Annotated in this window: 17 protein-coding genes and 1 pseudogene; 11 read left to right on the top strand and 7 right to left on the bottom strand. The window is 74.1% G+C overall.

What is annotated here, in order from left to right; genetic code table 11:
- Positions 1-46 precede the first annotated feature (46 nt).
- Complete coding sequence (locus IE271_RS23455) at positions 47-1,453, top strand: MFS transporter (RefSeq protein WP_190192387.1); 1,407 nt, start codon at positions 47-49, stop codon at positions 1,451-1,453.
- 254 nt (positions 1,454-1,707) lie between these two features.
- On the opposite strand, the gene IE271_RS23460 is transcribed toward IE271_RS23455, so the two are convergent.
- Positions 1,708-2,367, bottom strand: coding sequence for a TetR/AcrR family transcriptional regulator (locus IE271_RS23460; RefSeq protein ID WP_190192388.1), 660 nt, complete (start codon positions 2,365-2,367; stop codon positions 1,708-1,710).
- 127 nt (positions 2,368-2,494) lie between these two features.
- Between IE271_RS23460 and IE271_RS23465 the strand changes: the two genes are divergently transcribed.
- Together IE271_RS23465 and IE271_RS23470 are read left to right on the top strand one after the other, a co-directional pair.
- A complete protein-coding gene (locus tag IE271_RS23465) occupies positions 2,495-3,157 on the top strand; it encodes a DUF5701 family protein (RefSeq protein WP_190192389.1) in 663 nt (220 codons plus the stop codon).
- A 335-nt stretch (positions 3,158-3,492) separates the two neighbouring features.
- Entirely contained in the window at positions 3,493-5,244 is a 1,752-nt protein-coding gene (locus IE271_RS23470) for a tetratricopeptide repeat protein (protein WP_229919512.1), read from the top strand.
- Positions 5,245-5,320: 76 nt separating this feature from the next.
- On the opposite strand, the gene IE271_RS23475 is transcribed toward IE271_RS23470, so the two are convergent.
- Together IE271_RS23475 and IE271_RS23480 are read right to left on the bottom strand one after the other, a co-directional pair.
- Positions 5,321-5,677: an ArsR/SmtB family transcription factor gene (locus IE271_RS23475; protein WP_229919513.1), complete on the bottom strand. Its 357-nt coding sequence runs from the start codon at positions 5,675-5,677 to the stop codon at positions 5,321-5,323.
- A 153-nt stretch (positions 5,678-5,830) separates the two neighbouring features.
- Complete coding sequence (locus IE271_RS23480; protein WP_190192390.1) at positions 5,831-6,361, bottom strand: 2'-5' RNA ligase family protein; 531 nt, start codon at positions 6,359-6,361, stop codon at positions 5,831-5,833.
- A gap of 284 nt (positions 6,362-6,645) precedes the next feature.
- Here IE271_RS23480 and IE271_RS23485 point away from each other — a divergent pair, with 284 nt between their 5' ends.
- Positions 6,646-7,932 carry a HEAT repeat domain-containing protein gene (locus IE271_RS23485; protein WP_190192391.1) on the top strand — a complete coding sequence of 429 codons (1,287 nt, stop codon included), beginning with the start codon at positions 6,646-6,648 and terminating at the stop codon, positions 7,930-7,932.
- Between the two features lie 290 nt (positions 7,933-8,222).
- Here IE271_RS23485 and IE271_RS23490 read toward each other — a convergent pair whose 3' ends face one another.
- The 3 genes from IE271_RS23490 to IE271_RS23500 form a co-directional block, all read right to left on the bottom strand.
- The gene (locus IE271_RS23490) at positions 8,223-8,486 is read right to left on the bottom strand and encodes a TM2 domain-containing protein (RefSeq protein ID WP_190192392.1); all 264 of its coding nucleotides are present in this window, start codon (positions 8,484-8,486) and stop codon (positions 8,223-8,225) included.
- A 339-nt stretch (positions 8,487-8,825) separates the two neighbouring features.
- The gene (locus IE271_RS23495; protein ID WP_229919514.1) at positions 8,826-9,254 is read right to left on the bottom strand and encodes a DUF2752 domain-containing protein; all 429 of its coding nucleotides are present in this window, start codon (positions 9,252-9,254) and stop codon (positions 8,826-8,828) included.
- Positions 9,247-9,762, bottom strand: a complete 516-nt coding sequence (locus IE271_RS23500) for a TM2 domain-containing protein (RefSeq protein WP_229919515.1) — start codon at positions 9,760-9,762, stop codon at positions 9,247-9,249. The genes IE271_RS23495 and IE271_RS23500 overlap by 8 nt, the downstream gene beginning before the upstream one ends.
- A gap of 422 nt (positions 9,763-10,184) precedes the next feature.
- Here IE271_RS23500 and IE271_RS23505 point away from each other — a divergent pair, with 422 nt between their 5' ends.
- The 4 genes and pseudogenes from IE271_RS23505 (at position 10,185) to IE271_RS23520 (ending at position 14,337) form a co-directional block, all read left to right on the top strand.
- Positions 10,185-10,943, top strand: coding sequence for a PIG-L deacetylase family protein (locus IE271_RS23505; protein ID WP_190192394.1), 759 nt, complete (start codon positions 10,185-10,187; stop codon positions 10,941-10,943).
- Positions 10,944-11,559: 616 nt separating this feature from the next.
- A pseudogene (locus IE271_RS23510) lies at positions 11,560-12,162 on the top strand (glycoside hydrolase family 16 protein); the annotation flags it as partial.
- 393 nt (positions 12,163-12,555) lie between these two features.
- Positions 12,556-13,554, top strand: a complete 999-nt coding sequence (locus IE271_RS23515; RefSeq protein ID WP_190192396.1) for an aldo/keto reductase family protein — start codon at positions 12,556-12,558, stop codon at positions 13,552-13,554.
- Between the two features lie 57 nt (positions 13,555-13,611).
- Positions 13,612-14,337, top strand: a complete 726-nt coding sequence (locus IE271_RS23520; RefSeq protein ID WP_190192397.1) for a 3-keto-5-aminohexanoate cleavage protein — start codon at positions 13,612-13,614, stop codon at positions 14,335-14,337.
- Between the two features lie 114 nt (positions 14,338-14,451).
- Here the strand turns inward: IE271_RS23520 and IE271_RS23525 are convergent, their stop codons facing one another.
- Complete coding sequence (locus IE271_RS23525; protein WP_190192398.1) at positions 14,452-14,826, bottom strand: STAS domain-containing protein; 375 nt, start codon at positions 14,824-14,826, stop codon at positions 14,452-14,454.
- A gap of 281 nt (positions 14,827-15,107) precedes the next feature.
- On the opposite strand from IE271_RS23525, the gene IE271_RS23530 reads away from it, so the two are divergent.
- From IE271_RS23530 to IE271_RS23540, 3 genes are all read left to right on the top strand, one after another.
- On the top strand, positions 15,108-15,545 hold the full coding sequence (locus tag IE271_RS23530) for a VOC family protein (protein WP_190192399.1): 438 nt from the start codon (positions 15,108-15,110) through the stop codon (positions 15,543-15,545).
- 237 nt (positions 15,546-15,782) lie between these two features.
- A complete protein-coding gene (locus IE271_RS23535; protein ID WP_190192400.1) occupies positions 15,783-16,940 on the top strand; it encodes a winged helix DNA-binding domain-containing protein in 1,158 nt (385 codons plus the stop codon).
- A 516-nt stretch (positions 16,941-17,456) separates the two neighbouring features.
- Positions 17,457-18,851, top strand: coding sequence for a peptidoglycan recognition protein family protein (locus IE271_RS23540; RefSeq protein WP_190192401.1), 1,395 nt, complete (start codon positions 17,457-17,459; stop codon positions 18,849-18,851).
- Positions 18,852-18,899 lie beyond the last annotated feature (48 nt).

Genomic DNA, 18,899 nt, shown 5'->3' on the forward strand with positions numbered 1-18,899 from the left:
ACCGAAACTCTACGCCGGGCCGTCGGTCACCGGCAGGCTTCCGCCCATGCCAGACGAGAACGCCGCCCGCCCCGCACACCCGGCCGCCGGACCCCGCCGGCCGGCCGCGCCCCGCACCGCCGGAGCCCGTCCGGCCGCCGTCGACGCGCTCCCCGACGCCGGCGTCGACACCGTGGTCGGTGTCGGCGCCGCCGCCCCGGACGCCGGCGCGGCCCCCGGGGCCTCGGCCCCTCCCGGACCCGAACCCACCGGCTACCGCCGCGTCTTCGCCGTACGGGAGTTCCGCGTCCTCTTCACCGCCCACGCCCTCTCCCTCCTGGGCGTCGTCGTCAGCGAGATCGCGCTGACCGTGCTGGTGTACGGGCTGACGGGATCGCCCCTGCTGAGCTCGCTGGTCTTCGCGCTCGGGTTCCTGCCGTACCTCGTGGGCGGCACCCTCCTGTCGGGCATCGCCGACCGCCACCCGCCGCGCCGGGTGCTCGTCGTGTGCGACCTTATGTGTGCCGTGTGCGCGGCCGTGATGGCGCTGCCCGGGACGCCGGTCGCCGTCCTGCTCGCGATGCGCTGCCTGATCGCGGTCGTCGCGCCCGTGTTCACCGGCACCCGGACGGCCACGCTCACCGACGTCCTCGGCGACGGGGACCTGTTCGTGCTGGGGCGCTCGTTGCTGCGGATCGTCTCGCAGAGCGCCGTCCTCACGGGGTTCGGGCTCGGCGGGGTCCTGCTCACGGTCGTGTCGCCCCGTCAGGCCGTGGCCGTGACCGCCTGCTCCTTCCTCTCCTCGGCCCTGCTGCTGCGCCTCGGCACGCGGCGCCGGCCCGCCCGCGCCCGCGGCGGCCCGCTGATGCGGTACTCGCTCCAGGGCTTCCGGCAGGTCTTCGCGGACCGCCGGATCAGGGTCCTGCTCCTGATGCTGTGGGCGCCCCCGATGTTCGTGGTCGCCCCCGAGGCGCTGGCCGCCGCGTACGCGGACGAGATCGGGGCCGGCACGGCCGCCGTCGGCCTGCTGATGTGCGCCATGCCGGTCGGGACGATCGCGGCCGAGCTGTACGCCGGGTCGCTGCTGTCCCCGTCCGCGCGCTCCCGGATCGCGCTGCCCCTGGCGGCGTGCGGACTGCTGCCGCTGCTGTTCGTCCCCTGGGCCCCGGGCCTCGGCTGGGTGCTGCTCGCGCTGGTGTCGGCCGGAGCGGCGGGCGCGTACACCCTGGGCCTCGACCGCTGGTTCGTGGAGGCCGTGCCGCGGGAGCTGCAGGGGCGGGCCATGACCGTGCAGACGGCCGGGCTGATGACGATCCAGGGGGTGGGAATGGCCCTGGCGGGTGCCGCGGCCGAGTTCTGGCCGGCCGGCGCCGTCATCGGCGGAGCGGGGGCGGTCGGAACGGTGTGCTGCGTCCTGCTCGCGCTGCGGTGCCGGCGGGCGGTCGCTTCCGGGGACGCGCCCGCGCGGCACTGAGGACCGCGGCACCGGACCGTCCGGGTGTCCGTGTCCGACCGGACCCGCCCGGGTGCCCGCGCTAGGCCGGACCTCCCGGACGCCCGAGCTGGGCCGGGCCGGAGGCGGGCACTCGGGCGTCCGGGAGCCGGACCCGGGGCCCCAGGTGGCGCGTCCGCGAGCCGGGAACGGGCGCTCAGAGGGCGCGTCCGGGTGTCGGACCCGGGTGCTCGGACGTCGGGACGGCGCCGGTGGCGCGGGGGCCGCGGCGCCGCTCAGGCGCGGGCGTAGTCGGCGAGGGCGGGTTCGAGAAGCGCGAAGGCCCGCGTGGCCTCGTCCTCCAGCACCGCGGCGATCTCGGTGCCGGTGCGCCCGGCGAGGGTGAGGTCCTGGATGCGGCGGAACAGGACGCGGTGCACGCCGCCGAGCAGGGACGCGGCCGTACGGGGGGTGATGTCGTCGGGCGGGGCGCCGGTGGCCTCGGCGAGGGCGGCGGCCAGGGCGTCCTCGCGCCGGTCGTGCAGGTCGCGCAGACGGGCCGACAGGGTCGGGCTCTCCGCGACCATGCGGCTGAACTCGGGTCCCGCGAAGCCCGCGACCCGGTCCTGCGCGGCGACCGCGGACAGGAAGGCCCGGCGCAGCGCCGAGAGGGCGGACTCGCCGGGTCCGCGTGCGGCGACCGTGCGGGCCGGTCCGGCGACGAACGCGTCCTGGTGGTCGAGGGCCAGGTCCTCCTTGCGCGCGAAGTAGTTGGTCACCGTCTTCTTGGCGACGCGGGCGGCGTCGGCGATCTCGGCGATGGTCGTGCGCTCGAAGCCCCGCTCGATGAAGAGACGGGTGGCCTGGTCGGAGATCAGCTGTCGCGTCTCGCGCTTCTTGGCCTCGCGCAGCCCCGTACCCGCGGAGCCGGCCGCGGCGCTCGACTCGGTACCCATGCCGGGATCTTACTCCAGACATACTTTTGCGTTGACACCTTGTTTACGACGCGAGTAATTTTACCCTCGTAGTAAGTTTTCGCGCCGTCACGTCGGGCGGCGCGGCGACGCGACGGAAGGGGACCCCTTGACCGAGACCGCCCTCGACGGCGGGGCCGAGTTCGACCGCCAGGTCCGCACGCTGATCGACCTGGGCTACCCGGCGGTCTCCGGCCTGGGCCCGGAGCGGTTCGGCGCCCTGGTGGCCCCGCTGCGCGCGCGTGCCGCGGCGGTTCCCGCCGGCCCGTACGGACCGGAGTCGGGCCGCGTGCCGTTCCTGCTGGTCGTCACCCGCGGCGTGGCCCCGATCGAGGAGACGATGCCGCTCACCGCCCTGCACGGCGGACGGCTGCCCGGCTTCGTCGACCGCTCCTTCGAACCCGGCGCCCTCGAACGGTTCGTCCCTCCAGAAGGGCTCGAACTCCCCGCTCCGGACGCCTACCTGCTGCTCGGCGTCGAGCGCGGCGAGGAGTTCTGCGGCGTCGTCCCCCAGGACGCCGTGCGCACCGTCGCCGAGCGGGGCCGCACCCCGCTCACCATCGAGGAGGGCATCGCGCTGGTCACCCAGTTCCCGCAGGTGCTGGCGAAGAACAAGTGCTTCTCCCTGGGCGGTTCGCGCTGCGGCGACCGCCGGGTCCCGGCCCTCTGGATCAGTAAGAGGGCCCCGAAGCTCGGCTGGTGCTGGGAGGGCAACCCGCACACGTGGCTCGGCATGGCCTCCGCCGGCTCGCGGGCGGGCGCGGGAGGGTAGGGCGCGCTCCGGCGGCCCGCGCCCACGCCCGCGTCGCGAACGGGGCTGTCGAAGGCCGCCGGAAGCAGGAGAATGCCGGTTACCGGACGGGGCGGGGGACATGGGGGACAGGGGAAGGGGAAGAGCCCTCCCGGGTGGCGGCCCGGGGCGGTGCGCCGCCCCGGCCCCGGAACGGCCGTCCCAGCGACCCGTACGGCCGTCCCCGTGAACACGGTGCGGCCGTTCCCGCCGACCCGGTGCGGCCGTCCCCGTGAACACGGTGCGGCCGCACCCGTGCCCCGTCCGCGCCCCGGCGTCGTTGTGCCGTTCGGTGACCGCACAGTCAGGAGAGGCGCATGGACTACTACGAACTCGGTTCCCACGGCCGTCCGGTGACGACGGCGTCCCCCGAGGCCCAGAGGTGGTTCGACCGCGGCCTCGTGTGGTCGTACGCCTTCCACCACGAGGAGGCCGTGGCCTGCTTCGAGGCCGCCGCCGAGGCCGACCCCGACTGCGCCATGGCGTACTGGGGCATCGCCTACGCGCTGGGCCCCAACTACAACAAGCCCTGGGAGTCCTTCGACGCCGACGACCTGACGCGGACGGTGGAGCGCACCCACGCCGCGGTGGAGCTGGCGCACGAGAAGGCGGCCGGGGCCGCCACCGGGGTGGAGCGGGCGCTGATCGGGGCGCTGCGGGCCCGCTACCCGCAGGGGAAGGCGGTGGAGGACTGCTCGGTGTGGAACGGGCCCTACGCCGACAGCATGCGCGCCGTCCACGAACTCGCCCCCGACGACCTCGACGTCGCGGCCCTGTACGCCGACGCCCTGATGAACCTCACCCCGTGGCAGCTGTGGGACCCGCGGACGGGGGAGCCGGCCGCGGGCGCGCGCACGCCGCAGGCCAAGGCCGTGCTCGACCGGGCGGTGGCCACGGACGGCGGGAAGGTCCACCCGGGCGTCCTGCACCTGTACGTCCACCTGATGGAGATGTCCCCGACGCCCGAGGCCGCGCTGCGGGTGGCCGACCGGCTGCGCGGCCTGGTGCCGGACGCGGGCCATCTGCAGCACATGCCCTCGCACCTGGACGTGCTGTGCGGCGACTACCGGCGGGTGGTGTCGGACAACAGCGCCGCCGTCGCCGCCGACGAGAAGTACCGCGCGCGCGAGGGGGCGCTGAACTTCTACACCCTGTACCGGTCGCACAACTACCACTTCAAGATCTACGGTGCGATGTTCCTCGGCCGCTCGGAGGTCGCCCTGGAGACCGCGGCCCGCCTGGAGGAGTCCATCCCGGAGGAACTGCTGCGCAGGCAGAGCCCGCCCATGGCCGACTGGCTGGAGGGCTTCCTCGCCATGCGGGTCCACGTGCTGATCCGCTTCGGCCGCTGGGACGACGTCCTCGCGCTGCCGCTGCCCGCGGACCCGCGGCTGTACTGCGTGACCACGGCGATGCTCCACTACGCCCGCGGCGTCGCGTTCTCCGCCATGGGACGGATCGCCGAGGCCGAGGCGGAACGCGAACGGTTCCGCACGGCGGCCGCCCTGGTCCCGGACACGCGCATGCTGTTCAACAACACCTGCTCCGACATCCTGGCCGTCGCCTCGGCGATGCTGGACGGCGAGCTGGAGTACCGCAGGGGCGACCACGACGCCGCGTTCGCCGCGCTGGAGCGGGCGGTCGCACTGGACGACGGCCTGCCCTACGACGAGCCGTGGGGGTGGATGCAGCCGACCCGGCACGCCTACGGAGCGCTGCTGCTGGAGCAGGGCCGCGTCGCGGAGGCCGAGGCGGTCTACCGGGCGGACCTGGGACTGGACGACACACTGCCCCGCGCCTCCCAGCACCCCGGCAACGTCTGGTCCCTGCACGGGTTCCACGAGTGCCTCGTGCGCCTGGGCAGGACGGGGGAGGCGCGGATCGTGGAGCAGCAGCTGAGGATCGCCGCCGCGCTGGCCGACGTACCGGTCGGGGCGTCCTGCTTCTGCCGGACGGAGACCTTCGCGGGCGACGCCCCCGAGGCCGCCGGACACCGTCCGTCCGCCGGGCACCGTCCGTCCACCGGGCACCGGCCGTCCACCGGCGGGGGCTGCTGCCCGGCGGACTGAGGAGCCCGGGCGTCCGCGCTCCCGCGAGGACGGCGGAGCCCGGCCGTCCGCGGCGCGCAGGCCGGCCCCGGGCCCCTCACAGCGTCGACCGCAGCATCGACCTGCCCAGCGGCGTACAGGTGTGGATCATCGCGTTGCGGTGGCGGGCCGAGACGATGAGGCCCGCGTCGCGCAGGACCGTGGCGTGCTCGCTGGCCGACGAGCGGCTGACGCCGACCCTGCTGGCGAGTTCGCCGGTGGTGCCGCCCTCGGCGGCCGCGCGCAGGACGGCGGCGCGGTTCGGGCCGAGCAGGCGGGCCAGCGCGTTGTCCGGTGCGGGGGCGGTCGGGTCGGCGAACAGGACGGGGGACTGGACGACGGGGTACACCAGCGCCGGCGGCAGCTCGGGGTCGATGAGGGTCACCGGGGTGCGGTGGCAGAAGACGGAGGGCACCAGGAGCAGTCCGCGGCCGCCGAGGCGCAGGAGGTACTGGACGCGGCCGACGGGTGAGCGGGTGAGGCGGGCACACGGGTGAGCGGACGCACGGGTGAGTGGGTGAGCGGGGGCGGGGCGGGCGCGTGCCGCCCCGGGCCGGGCGCACGTGGCTCACGCCGGGGAGAGGAGCCTGGTGGTGCGGGTCCGCGAGTCGTAGGTGCGGGCGGCGGTGAAGCGGCCGTGCACCGGTCCGCGCAGGTCCGGGGGGAACACCTCCTCGTCCGGCAGGTCCCATGCCGGTGCGCGGCTGCGGCCGAGGGTGATGTGCGGGTGCCAACGACCGGGCAGCAGCAGCGGGTTGGACGGCTCGCAGCCGGCGGCGAGGAGCGTCTCGTGGACGGCGGTGTGCAGGTCGAGGAGTTCGGCCACGGGCCGGACGTACCAGGCCAGCACCTGCGTACGGCCGGAGAAGCGGACGAGTCCGTCGAGGACGGCGGGGCGGTCCGGGCGGTCCAGGTGCGTCCGCAGGGCCTGCGCCGCCGACGGGGTCAGCGAGTCCACTGAGGCCAGTGTCAGGTGCGGCCGGTTCGTCGGGTGGGTGTGGTTCCGCTGGCTGGGCCGCCCCCGCGCGGCCAGGTGGTCCCACACGCGGAGCACCTGGCCCTCCGTGTCCTCGTCCAGAAGCAGTTCGACTGTGTCCATCGCCCGCACCCTAGCGAGCGCGTGCCCGGTCGCGGCGGTACGAGGGCGGGGTGTCCCCGAGGCCGGCGTCGGCGGAGCGGCGGCGACCGGACGGCCGGAGGGTCGGGAGGGCCGGAGAGCCGGAGGGCCGGAGAGCCTGGAGGGGGTGAAGAGAGGCGAGTGGGTGGAGGGGAGGGCGAAGAGAACGAGGGGCGCGCTCTCCGGCGTCCGCCGTACAACCCCTGAGCGGCTGGGGAGTCTTCCTTGCAGGGGATGTCACGGGGTGCCGTGGGGGTGCGACGGACATGGGGGCGGAACACCAGATCGCTTTCTTCCTGCGGGAGTTGGCGGCACCGGAGCCGCAGCGGCGCGCGGCGGCGGTCAAGGGACTGGGGCGTACCGGCCGGCCCGAGCACGCCGGTGTGCTCGTCGCGGTGGCGGACGACCGGGCGCCCGAGGTGCGCGCGGCCGCGGCCCTCGGCCTCGGCCGGCTCGGGGTGCCGGAGGCGGGCGCCGAGGTGCTGCCGGTCCTGATGGGGGACGCGGACGCGGGGGTGCGGCGCCGGGCCTCGCTCGCCGCGGTCCGACTGGGCCTGGCGGGCCCGGCGGTCACGGAGGCTTTCGCCCGGCTGCTCCGCGACCCGGACCACCACCTGCGGAACAACGCCCTGGCGGGTCTGGACGCGCTCGGTGCCCCCGGTGACGCCGGGGCTCTGGTACGGCTGCTCGACGATCCGGACGACGCGGTCCGCGGCCGGGCCCGGCGCCTGGTGTACCGGTTCAAGGACGACCCGGCCGTCCAGGAGGACCTGATCGGCAAGGTGGGACAGAGCACGGGCGCCGCCTTCGTGGAGATCCTGCATCTGCTGCCGGGCCCTCGCGTGGAGCGGCTGCTGGACTCCCTGCTCCCGAAGGTGCGGGCCCCCTCTCCCCAGGTGCGGATCGCGACGGCGCGGCAGCTGTCGCGCCTGCGGCGCCCGGAGGTCACGGACGCGCTGGTGGCCGCCCTGGAGGACGAGCGGGACGCGCAGGCGGCGGCGGAACTGCTGGAAGCGCTCACGGGACGCGGGGACCGGCGGGTGACCGAGCCGGCGGAGCGGTGGCTGCGCGACCCCGTGGCCGGCCTGCCCGCCGTGCGGGCCCTGAGCGACCTGGGCACCGGAGCCGCCGTCGACCACCTCCGCTGGGCCTTCGCCGATCCGGAGGCGCCCGGTCCGGTCCGGGCGGCCGCCGCCACGGCCGTGGGCGAACTGGGGGGATTCAGCGCCGTGTGGATGCTGCTCCCGTTCCTGGACGACCCCGACGCCGGCGTGCGCACGGGTGTCGTCGACGGTCTGGGCGCCCTGGTCCGCGACGGGCTCCGCCCGTGGGAACGCCGTCCCGTGGCCTGGGCCCTGATCGCCGTCCTGAGGACCGGAAGGGCCCCGGTCCCGCACGTCCGCGACGCGCTCGACGGCCTTCCTGAGGCACTGCCCGGCCTGCGGCGCCTGGCGGACGGAACGGCATCGGGCTCCCCGCGTGCGCGGCGAGCCGCGGCGGAGGTGCTGGAGTCCCTGACGGCCGATCACCACGACCGGCCCCGCCGGTCATGAGACCGTCGCCGGTCATGGGACCGTCGCCGGCCGTGGGAATGTCGTCGGCCGCGGCAGTTGGTGTGTCCCGCGTACCGCGTGAACCTCGTCATCACGCGAGCACTCGATGCCAACAGTGTGATCGCCACGGTGGCCCGGGCCGCGGAAAGCCCTGGCAGGGCCTGCTGATCGGGTCCTGCTGATCAGGCCCTGCCAGGGAACAAGGGGACACGGCGGCGGGAACGGTCCGACGGGCGACCGGCCCGCTGCGGGCCCTTGCCCGCGATGGTTCCCGCCGTGCCGTGCCGCGGTCAGCCGCGCAGGACGCGGCCGTGCTTGTCGGTGCGGTCGTTGCTGACGAGGAAGATGATTCCGTCGATCAGCGCCCAGATGCCCAGGCCACCGCAGGTGAGCAGCTGCGCGATGCCGACGCCGACGGAGCCGACGTAGAAGCGGCCGATGCCGAGGCCGCCCAGGAAGATCTGCAGGATGCCTGCGACGATCTTGGACTTGTCGGAGTACGGGCGGCCCTGCGGGTCGACACCGTAGGGGGCCTGCGGGGTGGGGACGGTCATGGAAGGTGCTCCTGAGGTCACACTGAGAACGGAGAAAAGCGGAACCCCGACGCGGGGTACTCCGAGGTGCGCGTGTGCGCGCAGGAGGGAGCTTCCGCGAAGATCCCTCGTCGCCGTTCCCCCCTGTGAGCCGTGATTCTAGGGAGGCTTGTGCAACAGGTGAGAGAGTCCGTGATCTATCGTGCCTATTCCGTGATCGAATCCGGACAATGGCCGGACGCGGCCGTCGCGTCGGCCCGGTCGGCCCGCTCGGTGGGCCGACCGAGCCGACCAGGCCGACCGGGTGGGCGGGCCGATCGGGTGGGCGGGCCGACCGGGTGGGCCGGCAGGGCGGGCCCGCTAGACGAGATTGCGCAGTACGGTCCACACCACGGCGGTCCCCAGGATCGCGGCCTGCGCCCGGGAACCCGGCCGGGGCCGCCAGCGCCGGCCGCGCAGTCCCTCCACCGCCCAGCGGCCCAGCAGGGCGAGCGCGAACGGCGAGGCGAGCAGCAGCATCCTGTTGTCCAGCCAGGCCTGGGCGAAGTGCCCGTGCATCAGGTCGTACACCATGCGGGTGCCGCCGCAGGCGGGGCAGAGCAGACCGGTGACGAACCGGAACGGGCACTGCGGCAGCAGGTGGCCCGGCTCGTGCGGGTCGGTGACGTAGAGGTAGGCGCAGCCGGCCGCACCGGCGACGAGCACCGCGAGCGGCGCCGCGGCCGGGTGCCGCGGCGACAGCCGCCGTCGCCGCCGGGCGGGCCCGGGCGCGTCCGCTGCGTCAGCCACGCAGGATCCGCCCCTGGGCGTCGGTCTGGTCACTGCCGGTCAGGAGGACGATCCCGTCGATCAGCGCCCATATGCCGAACCCGCCGCAGGTGAAGAGCTGAGCCAGGCCGAGGCCGACGTTGCCGACGTAGAAGCGTCCGATGCCGAAAGAGCCGAGCACGAGCTGGAGCACGCCCGCGACGATCTTCGACTTCTCGGAGTACGGACGGCCGAAGCGGTCGTACCCGTAGGGGGCGTGGGGGTCTCCGGTGTAGGTGCCGGGCGGGAAGGCGTAACCGCCCTGGGGGTACCCCTGCGGATGGCCCTGCTGCGGGTAGCCGTAGGGGCCCGCCTGTTCGCCCGCGTAGGGCCCGGCCTGCCCGCCTGCGTACGGTCCGCCTGCGTACGGTCCGCCTGCGTACGGTCCGTCCGCGTACGGTCCGGGGCCCGGGTTCGGGTACCCGTAGCCGGCCTGGGGCGGCTGCGGGGGCTGCGGCGGCTGGTTCGGCTGCTGCGGGTGCTCGGACACGCTGGGTACTCCCGGGGACAGTGGGTGAAGAGCCAAATGGGTAACACATGGAGTGAGGATCAGGCCATCTCGCGGGAGCGCGAGAGGCGCCGAGAGGCCGGCCCCGGGCCGGTCGGTGCCACCTCGGCCGCGTGCCCGGCCCGCCCGCACCATGTGCCCCTGACCATGTGTGCCTGACCATGTGCCCCTGACCATGTGTGCCTGATCGTGCGCGTCTGACCGTGTGTGCGGCCCCTTCCGCCCCTGTGTCCCTGACAGTGTGTCCGCTGCGCTCCGCACCGAGCGGCGCCGACCGTACAAGGAGTACGAACTCCTCCGCGGCCGGTCCCGGAAGGACCCGGCGTACGGACCTCGGCCGCCGCCGGGCCCTCGTAGGATGAGCCGTCCTCGCGTGGGGGAACGACATAGGAGGTGATGCGCGGATGCCGGTGCCGAGTCTGCTCGCGGTGTTCGCGCACCCGGACGACGAGTCGCTGTCGGCGGGCGGGGTGCTCGCCCGGCACGCGGCCGGAGGCGCCCGGACCGCGGTCGTCACCACGACCTGGGCCGAGGGCACGCAGCGCGCCGGGGAACTGGCCGAGGCGCTGCGCATCCTCGGCGCCGGCGAGCCGCGTCTGCTCGGCTACGCCGACGCCCGGGTCCCGTGGTCGGCGCCGGGCGGCCCGCGATGGTGTGACGTGCCGGTCGACGAGGCGGTGGGACGGCTGGTGGCGCACCTGCGACGGTTCCGTCCGGAGATCGTCGTCACCCACGACGCCTACGGCGGCCTGACCGGTCACCCCGACCATGTGCACACCCATCGGGCGACCGTGCTGGCCGTCGAGGCGGCCGGGCTCGAACGGCTCTTCCCGGAGGCCGGTGACCCGTGGCAGCCGAGCGCCCTCTACCTGGCCACCCACCCGCATTCGGCGGTGCCGGCGCTGAGGGAGGTGGCCCGTGCGGGCAAGGCGCTCAACACCGTCGCGGACGAGCGTGTCACCGCGACCGTGGACGTCGGTCCCTGGCTGGAGCGGAAGTGGGCCGCCGTGCTGGCACACCGCACCGAGGCGGCACGGGGCGCAGCGCCGGGCCTGCTGGCCGGCATGCCACCGGCCGAGCGGGAGCGCTTCCTCGCCACCGAGTGGTACATCCGCCATGACACCGTCTCCCGGGCGCCGGCACTCACGGAGCTGACGGCCTGACAACGTGAACACACCGAGTGGTCCACCGGGTCGGCGCCGGGCCCACGGCGCCTGCCATGTGCGGGTGAGGTCACGGGCGCGGGCGCGGTCCCGATCAAAGGTGCCGTCGAAGACGCACACCTGGACGGCCTTCGACACTGATGTCCTCCACGACGGTGAACCCGTCGCGCCGGAGCACCGTCATCGACGCCATGTTGTCCTCGGTGGCCCGCGGTGGTCCGCGCGGCGAGCGCGGTGGGACGGTACGTGTCGACGGCCGACCGGCGCACTTCCCCGACCCCGACCAGGCCGCGGTCCGCGGCGAACAGGAGCAGCAGGTCCGACGGGACGGCGGGCCGGTGGAACGCGGGGTACGGGCGGGCGCTCATACTGGTCGACTGTTCACCGATCACCCTGGAGTTGTCTTCCCGTGCCCCGTGTTCCCCGTGCCGCCCGTCGTACCGGCAGTGTTCTCCGGTCGGCTGCCGCGGTCCTCGCCCTCTGTCTGACGGTGTCCTGCTCCGCGCGGGCCGACCAGGACACCGACCGCCCCCGCCGGTCCGCCGACGGATGGCGGCTGACGTGGTCGGACGAGTTCTCCGGCGCCGAAGGGAAGGCTCCCGATCCGGAGAAGTGGGTGCACGACCTGGGCGGCGAGCCGCAGTGGGGCAACAAGGAGTGGCAGTACTACACCGACCGCACGGCCAACGCCGCCACCGACGGCGACGGGCACCTCGTCATCACCGCCCGCCGGGAGAGACTCGCGGGCATGGAGGGCTGCCGCTACGGAAGCTGTGACATCACCTCCGCCCGGCTGACGACGAAGGGCACGTTCGCCCAGTCGTACGGCAGGTTCGAGGCCCGCATCAGGGTTCCGGAGGCCGGGGAGACCCTGCCCGCCTTCTGGATGATGGGCGACAACGACGACACGACCGCCTGGCCCGGCAACGGGGAGATCGACGTGATGGAGGTCGTGGGAGGCGAGCCGGGCACCGTCTACGGGACCGTGCACGGGCCCGGGTACGGGGACGAGGGCGTGGGAGGCAGCCGCACGCTCGCCGAGGGCGGGCATTACGCCGACGCCTTCCACACCTACGGTGTCGAATGGACGCGGGACCGTGTGACGTGGACCGTCGACGGCACGGCGTACCACTCCTACACCCGCGAACGGGAGGGCGGCCGGCGATGGGTGTTCGACCACGACTTCTACCTGCTGCTCGACCTGGCGGTCGGCGGTGTGTGGCCGGGCCCCGTGACCGAGGACACCGCGTTGCCGGTGCGCATGCTCGTGGACTGGGTGCGGGTCTACTCGCACGCGTAGGCGGCGCCGTCCGGAGCCCTCGTGCGACCGGCCCGCCTCGTCGTACGACCGCACCCGGCGCCCGCCCCGCGAGACCGGGGCCCGGGTCACCGGGTCCCCGGGGCGTCGGGCCATCGGGTCGTCGGATCGCGACACAGTGGGTGTCGGCTCGGCGCGTTCCCGATCGGTGAGGCAGGGTAGCCAGAGGCCGTGACGACATCAGCGGTGTGATCCGCCCGCACGCACGCCCGCCCGCGCCGACCCGTCCGTACCGGATGCAGCGGCGTGACGCGGGGGCGCCGGACAGACCGCGTCCCTAGGAGAGGAACGTTCATGCGGTACCGCAAGCTCGGCAGCTCGGACCTGGAGGTCTCGGAGATCTCGCTCGGGTCCTGGCTCACCTACTCCGGCGGCGTCGAGGCGGAGACGACCCGCGCCTGCACCGAGGCGGCGTTCGAGGCCGGCATCAACTTCTTCGACACCGCCAACGTCTACGGGCGGGGGGCGGCTGAGACGGCGTGGGGCGAGATCCTCTCGTCCCGCCCGCGCGACTCCTACGTCCTGGCCACCAAGGTGTGGGGCCGGATGTCCGACGACCCGGCCGACCAGGGACTGTCCCCGCAGCAGATCGCGAAGCAGATCGACGCCTCCCTCACCCGCCTGAGGACCGATTACGTCGACCTGTACCAGGCCCACCGCTTCGACCCGTCGGTGCCGATCGAGGACACGATCGAGGCGTTCCAGAAGGTCGTCGAGCAGGGCAAGGCCCGCTACCTGGGCTTCAGCGAGTGGACCCCGGAGCAGATCCGGGCCGCGATCGACATCGCCGGGCCCGACCTGTTCGTCTCCTCCCAGCCGCAGTACTCCATGCTGTGGCAGGCCCCCGAGGCCGAGGTCTTCGGTCTGTCCGCCGCCAACGGCATCTCCCAGATCGTGTGGTCCCCGCTGGCCCAGGGCGTGCTGACCGGCAAGTACAAGCCCGGACAGCCCGTGCCCGAGGGCAGCCGCTTCGCCTCCGCCGACATGGCGGTGTCCAAGGACCTCGTCTACAGCGACGCCACCCTGGAGGCGGTGCAGCGCCTGGTCCCGATCGCCGAGGAGGCCGGGATGAGCCTGCCCACCCTGGCCCTGGCCTGGGTCCTGCGCCGCACCGAGGTCGCCTCGGCCATCACCGGCGCCTCCCGCCCCGAGCAGGTCCACAGCAACGCAGCCGCCTCCGGCGTGGAGCTCTCCGACGACCTGCTGGCCGCCGTCGACCAGGCGCTCGGCGACGTCCCCGTCACCGGGCCCGCCCTCGCCCCCAACGCCGCGGCCGGCATCAAGCACCGCTGACCCGGCCGCCGGCCGGGCGTACTTGCGGCGCCGTCGGGCACTTCCACAGTCGTGACCATGTTGCAGGCGTGCCTGAACGGGGCGCGCACGCGCGAGGAGTGCCGGTTCCTGCCGGTGTCGCCCGACGAACTGGCCGAGGCGGCGGCACGGGCGGTGACCGCCGGGGCCGAGGACCTCCACCTCCACCCCAAGGACGCCGACGGCCGCGACTCGCTGGAGCCGCGCGTCGTCGCGGAGGCGGTCACCGCGGTGCGCCTGGCCGTGCCGCCCGGCGTACGGATCGGGGTGACGACCGGGGCGTGGGCGGCCCCCGACCCCGGCCGGCGCGCGGAACTGGTGCGCTCCTGGACCGTCCTGCCCGACCACGCCTCGGTGAACTGGCACGAGGAGGGGGCCGAGCGGGTGGCCGAGGCGCTGCTCGGCCACGGGGTCGGTGTCGAGGCCGGCGTCTTCTCGGGGACCGGCGCGGCGGACCGGTTCCGCGCCTCACCGCTCTCCGGCCGGGTCCTGCGCGTACTCGCCGAGGTCACCGACACCGACCCCGCCACCGCCGGCGGGACCGCCGTCGCCCTGCTGGAGGAGCTGGCCCCGACGCGGCCGCCCGCGCTGCTGCTGCACGGGGAGGAGGGCGGCGCCTGGCCGGTGCTGCGGGTCGCGGTCCGGCTGGGCCTGGACACGAGGATCGGCCTGGAGGACGTCCTGGTACTGCCCGACGGATCTCCCGCCGCGGACAACGCCGCACTCGTACGAGCGGCGCGGACGATCCTGACGCGCACCGGGTGACGCCCTCCTGTCCCGGGCACCGGGTGCGCGACCGTCCGGGGCGGTCCGGGAAGCCCGGGAAGCCCGGGAAGTCCGGGAAGCCCGGGGAGCGGCCTTCCCCCCGTGCGGGCGCGCTCAGCGTGCGAGCGCGCCGTGCAGGGTGGGATAGCAGTCGATGAAGGTGTCGAGGCCGACGAGCTCGATGACGCGCCGGACGGAGGGCTGCGGACCGGCCAGGCGGATCCAGCCCGGCGTGCCGCGCAGGGCGCGGTGGACCGAGATGAGGGCGTTGACGCCGGTGGAGTCCATGAACGTGACCCCGCTGAAGTCGAGCACGATACGTACGACACGGGAGTCGGCCCCTGCGTCCTCCGGCGCCAGAGCCCGCTGGAGATGCCCGATGGTGTGATGGTCGATCTCGCCCCGCAGGCTGATGACGACGATGCCGTCGGTGACGGTGCGGATGACGGACAGCCGACCGGGGCCTGATGTGTCGTGGGTGTCTGCCACGCGTCCCTCTGCAACATTCGGCGGAAACTTTGGCCAATGATTCTTCTGGAAGGGGTGCCCTGCGGTCGCAGATCTGATGCATGTGTGTGGGCCGTTCGCAGATGTTGTGCGTGAGCGGAGTGTGGGGTGGCCGACCGTGCGGGACACCGTGTGCGGGGTGCGACCAGGGCGGTGCCGGTCCCGGCCCCGGTGCCGGCGCGGCGATGCGGAGCGGACCGATGTGCAGAGGAAACGGCGCGATCGTTCGCGTCCGGTGCCGTCGCGCGCGCCACACTGGGGGCATGGACGCAGACGACGGCGGCGGCCTCGCGCAGGGACGGGTGTCGACCAGGCTTCCGGCGCAGGACCTGGACCGGGCACGCCGCTTCTACTCCGAACGGCTCGGCCTCGAACCCGTCGACGAGCGGCCGGGCGGACTGCTGTACCGGTGCGGGGGAGCGGAGTTCCAGCTCTTCCAGTCGGCCGGGACCTCGCCCGGGACCTTCACCCAGATGTCGTGGCGGGTCGACGACATCGAGGCGGTGGTGTCGGAACTGAGGCGGCGCGGCGTGGTGTTCGAGGAGTTCGAGCTGTCCTCGGCGTACGGCGGCGGGCGTACGCGGGACGGCATCGTCGAGGTCCGTGGACACTACGCGAGCACGGGCGCGCGGGGCGATCGCGGCGCCTGGTTCCGCGACAGCGAGGGGAACCTGCTGAGCATCGGGCAGCCGGTCTTCTGAACGGCGCGGAAAACGCGCCGCGCGGCACGTTCCGCACGCTGCATGCCGCACGCCACACACCGTACTTCGCACACCACACGCCGCACTTCGCACGCCGTGCCCCGCGCGGTACGGGACGCGCGTCCTGCACGGTACGGGACGCACGCCTGTGCACACGGGGGAGGTACGCCCTGCGCGGTGCGGGAGCGAAGAGGAGCGCTGGCGTCCGCAGAGCGTGGCACGGCACAATCCCCGACCATGTCGATCACCGCGCGAGAGCTGAATCGAGCCACACTCGGCCGTCAACTGCTGCTGGAGCGGGAGCGACTGGACGTCGCCGACGCCGTGCGCCGCGTGGTCGCGCTGCAGGCGCAGTCCGCCGCCTCGCCGTACCTGGCGCTGTGGAACCGGCTCGCCGGGTTCGCGCCGGCCGAACTGGACGCCGCGTTCGCCGGTCGCACGATCGTCAAGGCGACCTTGATGCGGATCACACTCCACGCCGTCCACGCCGACGACCACCACGTCTTCCGCGGGGCGATGCAGTCGACGCTGTACGCCTCGCGGCTCGGAGCCCGCTTCGCCGCCGCCGGGCTGACTCCGGCCGACGGCGAGGAACTCGTCCCGCACCTGCTGGAGTTCGCCGGCCGGCCGCGCACGGCCGCCGAGATGCAGGCCTGGCTGGAGGAGCGGCTCGGCGTGGAGAAGAAGGCCGGGGCGTGGTGGGGACTGCGGGCGTACGCGCCGCTGCTGCACGTGGCCACCGGCGGGCCCTGGTCCTTCGGCCACCACCCGTCGTACGCCGCGGCGCCACGGACGGGGCCCGTGCCCACCGGACGGGAGGCGGACCAGGAGGCGTTGCGCACCCTCCTCCTGCGCTACCTGGCCGGCTTCGGGCCGGCTTCGGTGGCGGACATGGCCCAGTTCACCATGGTGCGGCGGACGTCGATCCGCCAGGCCCTCCGTACGCTGCACGAGTCCCACGGTGCCGTCGAGGAGCTGCGGGGCCCTGACGGCACCGTGCTGTTCGACCTGCCCGGCGCCCCGCGCCCGCCCGCGGACACTCCGGCCCCGCCCCGGCTCATGGCGATGTGGGACAGCGTCCTGCTCGCCCACGCCGACCGCAGCAGGGTGATCCCGCCCGCCTACCGTCCCCTGGTGATCCGCAACAACGGCGACGTACTGCCCACCTTGCTGGTCGACGGCCAGGTCGCCGGCGTGTGGCGACCGGTCGAGGGCGGCATCGAGGCCACGGCCTTCCACGAGCTGTCGCCCGGGGCGTGGGACGGACTCGCCGCGGAGGCCCACGCGCTGACGGCACTGCTGGCGGAACGCGATCCACGGGTCTACGGCCGCTACGGCCACTGGTGGGCCAAGCTCCCCGACGCCCAGGTGCGAAGAATCCCGACGGCCCGGTGACCGCCCGCGGTCCGCGAACGGCAGTGGACAGCCGAACAGTCGATCGGCCAAACAGCCGGTCAGTCGGTCAGTCGGTCAGCCGGTGTCCGTCCGGGGCCGCACCAGTGCCGCTTCCGGCGCCGTGCGGTGACGGGACACCCATCGGCGTGCCGCGCTGATTCCGCCGGGAGTTCGCCGGAACGCACCCCGTGCCACCACCGGGTGTTCCAGGCCGCCCGCCCCTCGACCCAGGACGGCGCCTGCCGCACGCAGTCGTCGCGCTGCGGCCGGGGCCTGCGTACCGTGGCGCCGGCCCGCGCCGCCTCGTCGACAGCGCCACCGGACAAGGGTGTCTCCCGCATGAGGACGCCCTCCCGGAAACGCCGGGCACACCCGTCCGCGCTGCCCCGCCGGAGTGAACCGGAGCGGAGCGGAGCGAGACACGACCGGCAGATGGATGCGGTCCGATCTGCTGATTGGTATCAAAACAGGCATAGGTGACTGTACGGGCGGGTGTGACGGAGGGGTGGCAACTGCATGAAGCGGCGTCGGAGAGGGGCGACGACGGCGGTCGCGGTGGTCACCGCGGTGACGGCCGGTCTGGTGGTGCACTACACGTCCGACGAGGAGCCCGGCGCGATCCGGTCGGCCGAGGGTGCGCCGGGACCGGAGCGGGCCGGAGGGCCGGTGGGGGCGGGGAAGCCGGCGCGGGCCGGAGGACCGGTGCGCGTCACGGCCCGCACGCTGCCGGTGGACGCCGGTGACGACGGGCGGCGCACGGCGCTGCGGCGCGAGGACGTGCGGCCGTTCAGCATGGTCGGGGTGACCTGGACCGAGCCGTCGGCCCGCCTCACGGGCGAGGTGGAGGTGCGGACCCGGGCCGCCGGTACGGGGGAGTGGTCGCGGTGGCTGCGGCTGGACGGTGACAGCGGGCCGGGGGAGGAGGGCGCCGGACGCGGAGGGACGGGCCCCGCGTGGGTCGGGCTCTCGGACGGTGTCGAGATCCGTGTCGACGGTGCGGGGGCGGCGGGGCTGCCGCAGGGCCTGCGCCTGGACATGATCGACCCTGGCAGTGGCAGTGGCAGTGGCAGTGGCAGTGGCAGTGGCAGTGGCAGTGGCAGTGGCAGTGGCAGTGGCAGTGGCAGTGGCGGTGGTGGCTATGGCGGTGACGCGGAGTCGGCCGAGTCCGCAGGGGGCGGGGCGGTGCCACCGTCCGCCGGTGACCCCCCTGTCGAGCCGGTGCCGGCGGAGCCGTCGTCGGTTCCGTCCGGCGGAACGGAGGGTGATGCGCCGGCCTCGCCGGCCGCCGCGCCGCAGCCGCCGATCACCACACGGGAACAGTGGGGCGCGGACGAGTCGATCAGCCCGGAGGAGCCGGGGTACCTGCCCGGCGGGAAGGTCGAGGCGGTGGTCGTGCACCACACCGCCGAGTCCAACGAGTACACCTGCGAGCAGGCGCCCGACATCGTGCGCGGCATCTACGTGTACCACGTCAAGCAGATGGGCTGGAAAGACATCGGCTACAACTTCCTCGTCGACAAGTGCGGCACCATCTACGAAGGGCGCAAGGGAGGCGTCGACCGGCCGGTCCTGGGCGCGCACGCCTACGGCTTCAACGGCGAGACCAGCGGCGTCGCCGTCCTCGGCACGTACACGGAGACCGCTCCGCCCAAGGAGTCGATGACGGCGGTGGCGAACCTCGCCGCCTGGAAGCTGGGACAGTACGGTGTCAGCCCCACCGGCACCGTCACCCTGACCGCCGGGGCCGACGGCCGCAGCTACGCGGGCAAGACCTGGGTCAAGGGCGCGAAGCTGTCCTTCCCCGCCATCCACGGGCACCGCGACGGCTACAACACCCGGTGCCCCGGTGACGCCCTCTACGAGCAGCTCGCCGCCATCCGGGAGGCGGCGGCGGCCGCGTCGACGCCCTGACACCGTGGTGTGGCCGGCAAATATCGGGCTGAGGGCAAATATTTTGCA

This window comes from Streptomyces minutiscleroticus (assembly GCF_014650875.1).
GTDB lineage: Bacteria > Actinomycetota > Actinomycetes > Streptomycetales > Streptomycetaceae > Streptomyces > Streptomyces minutiscleroticus.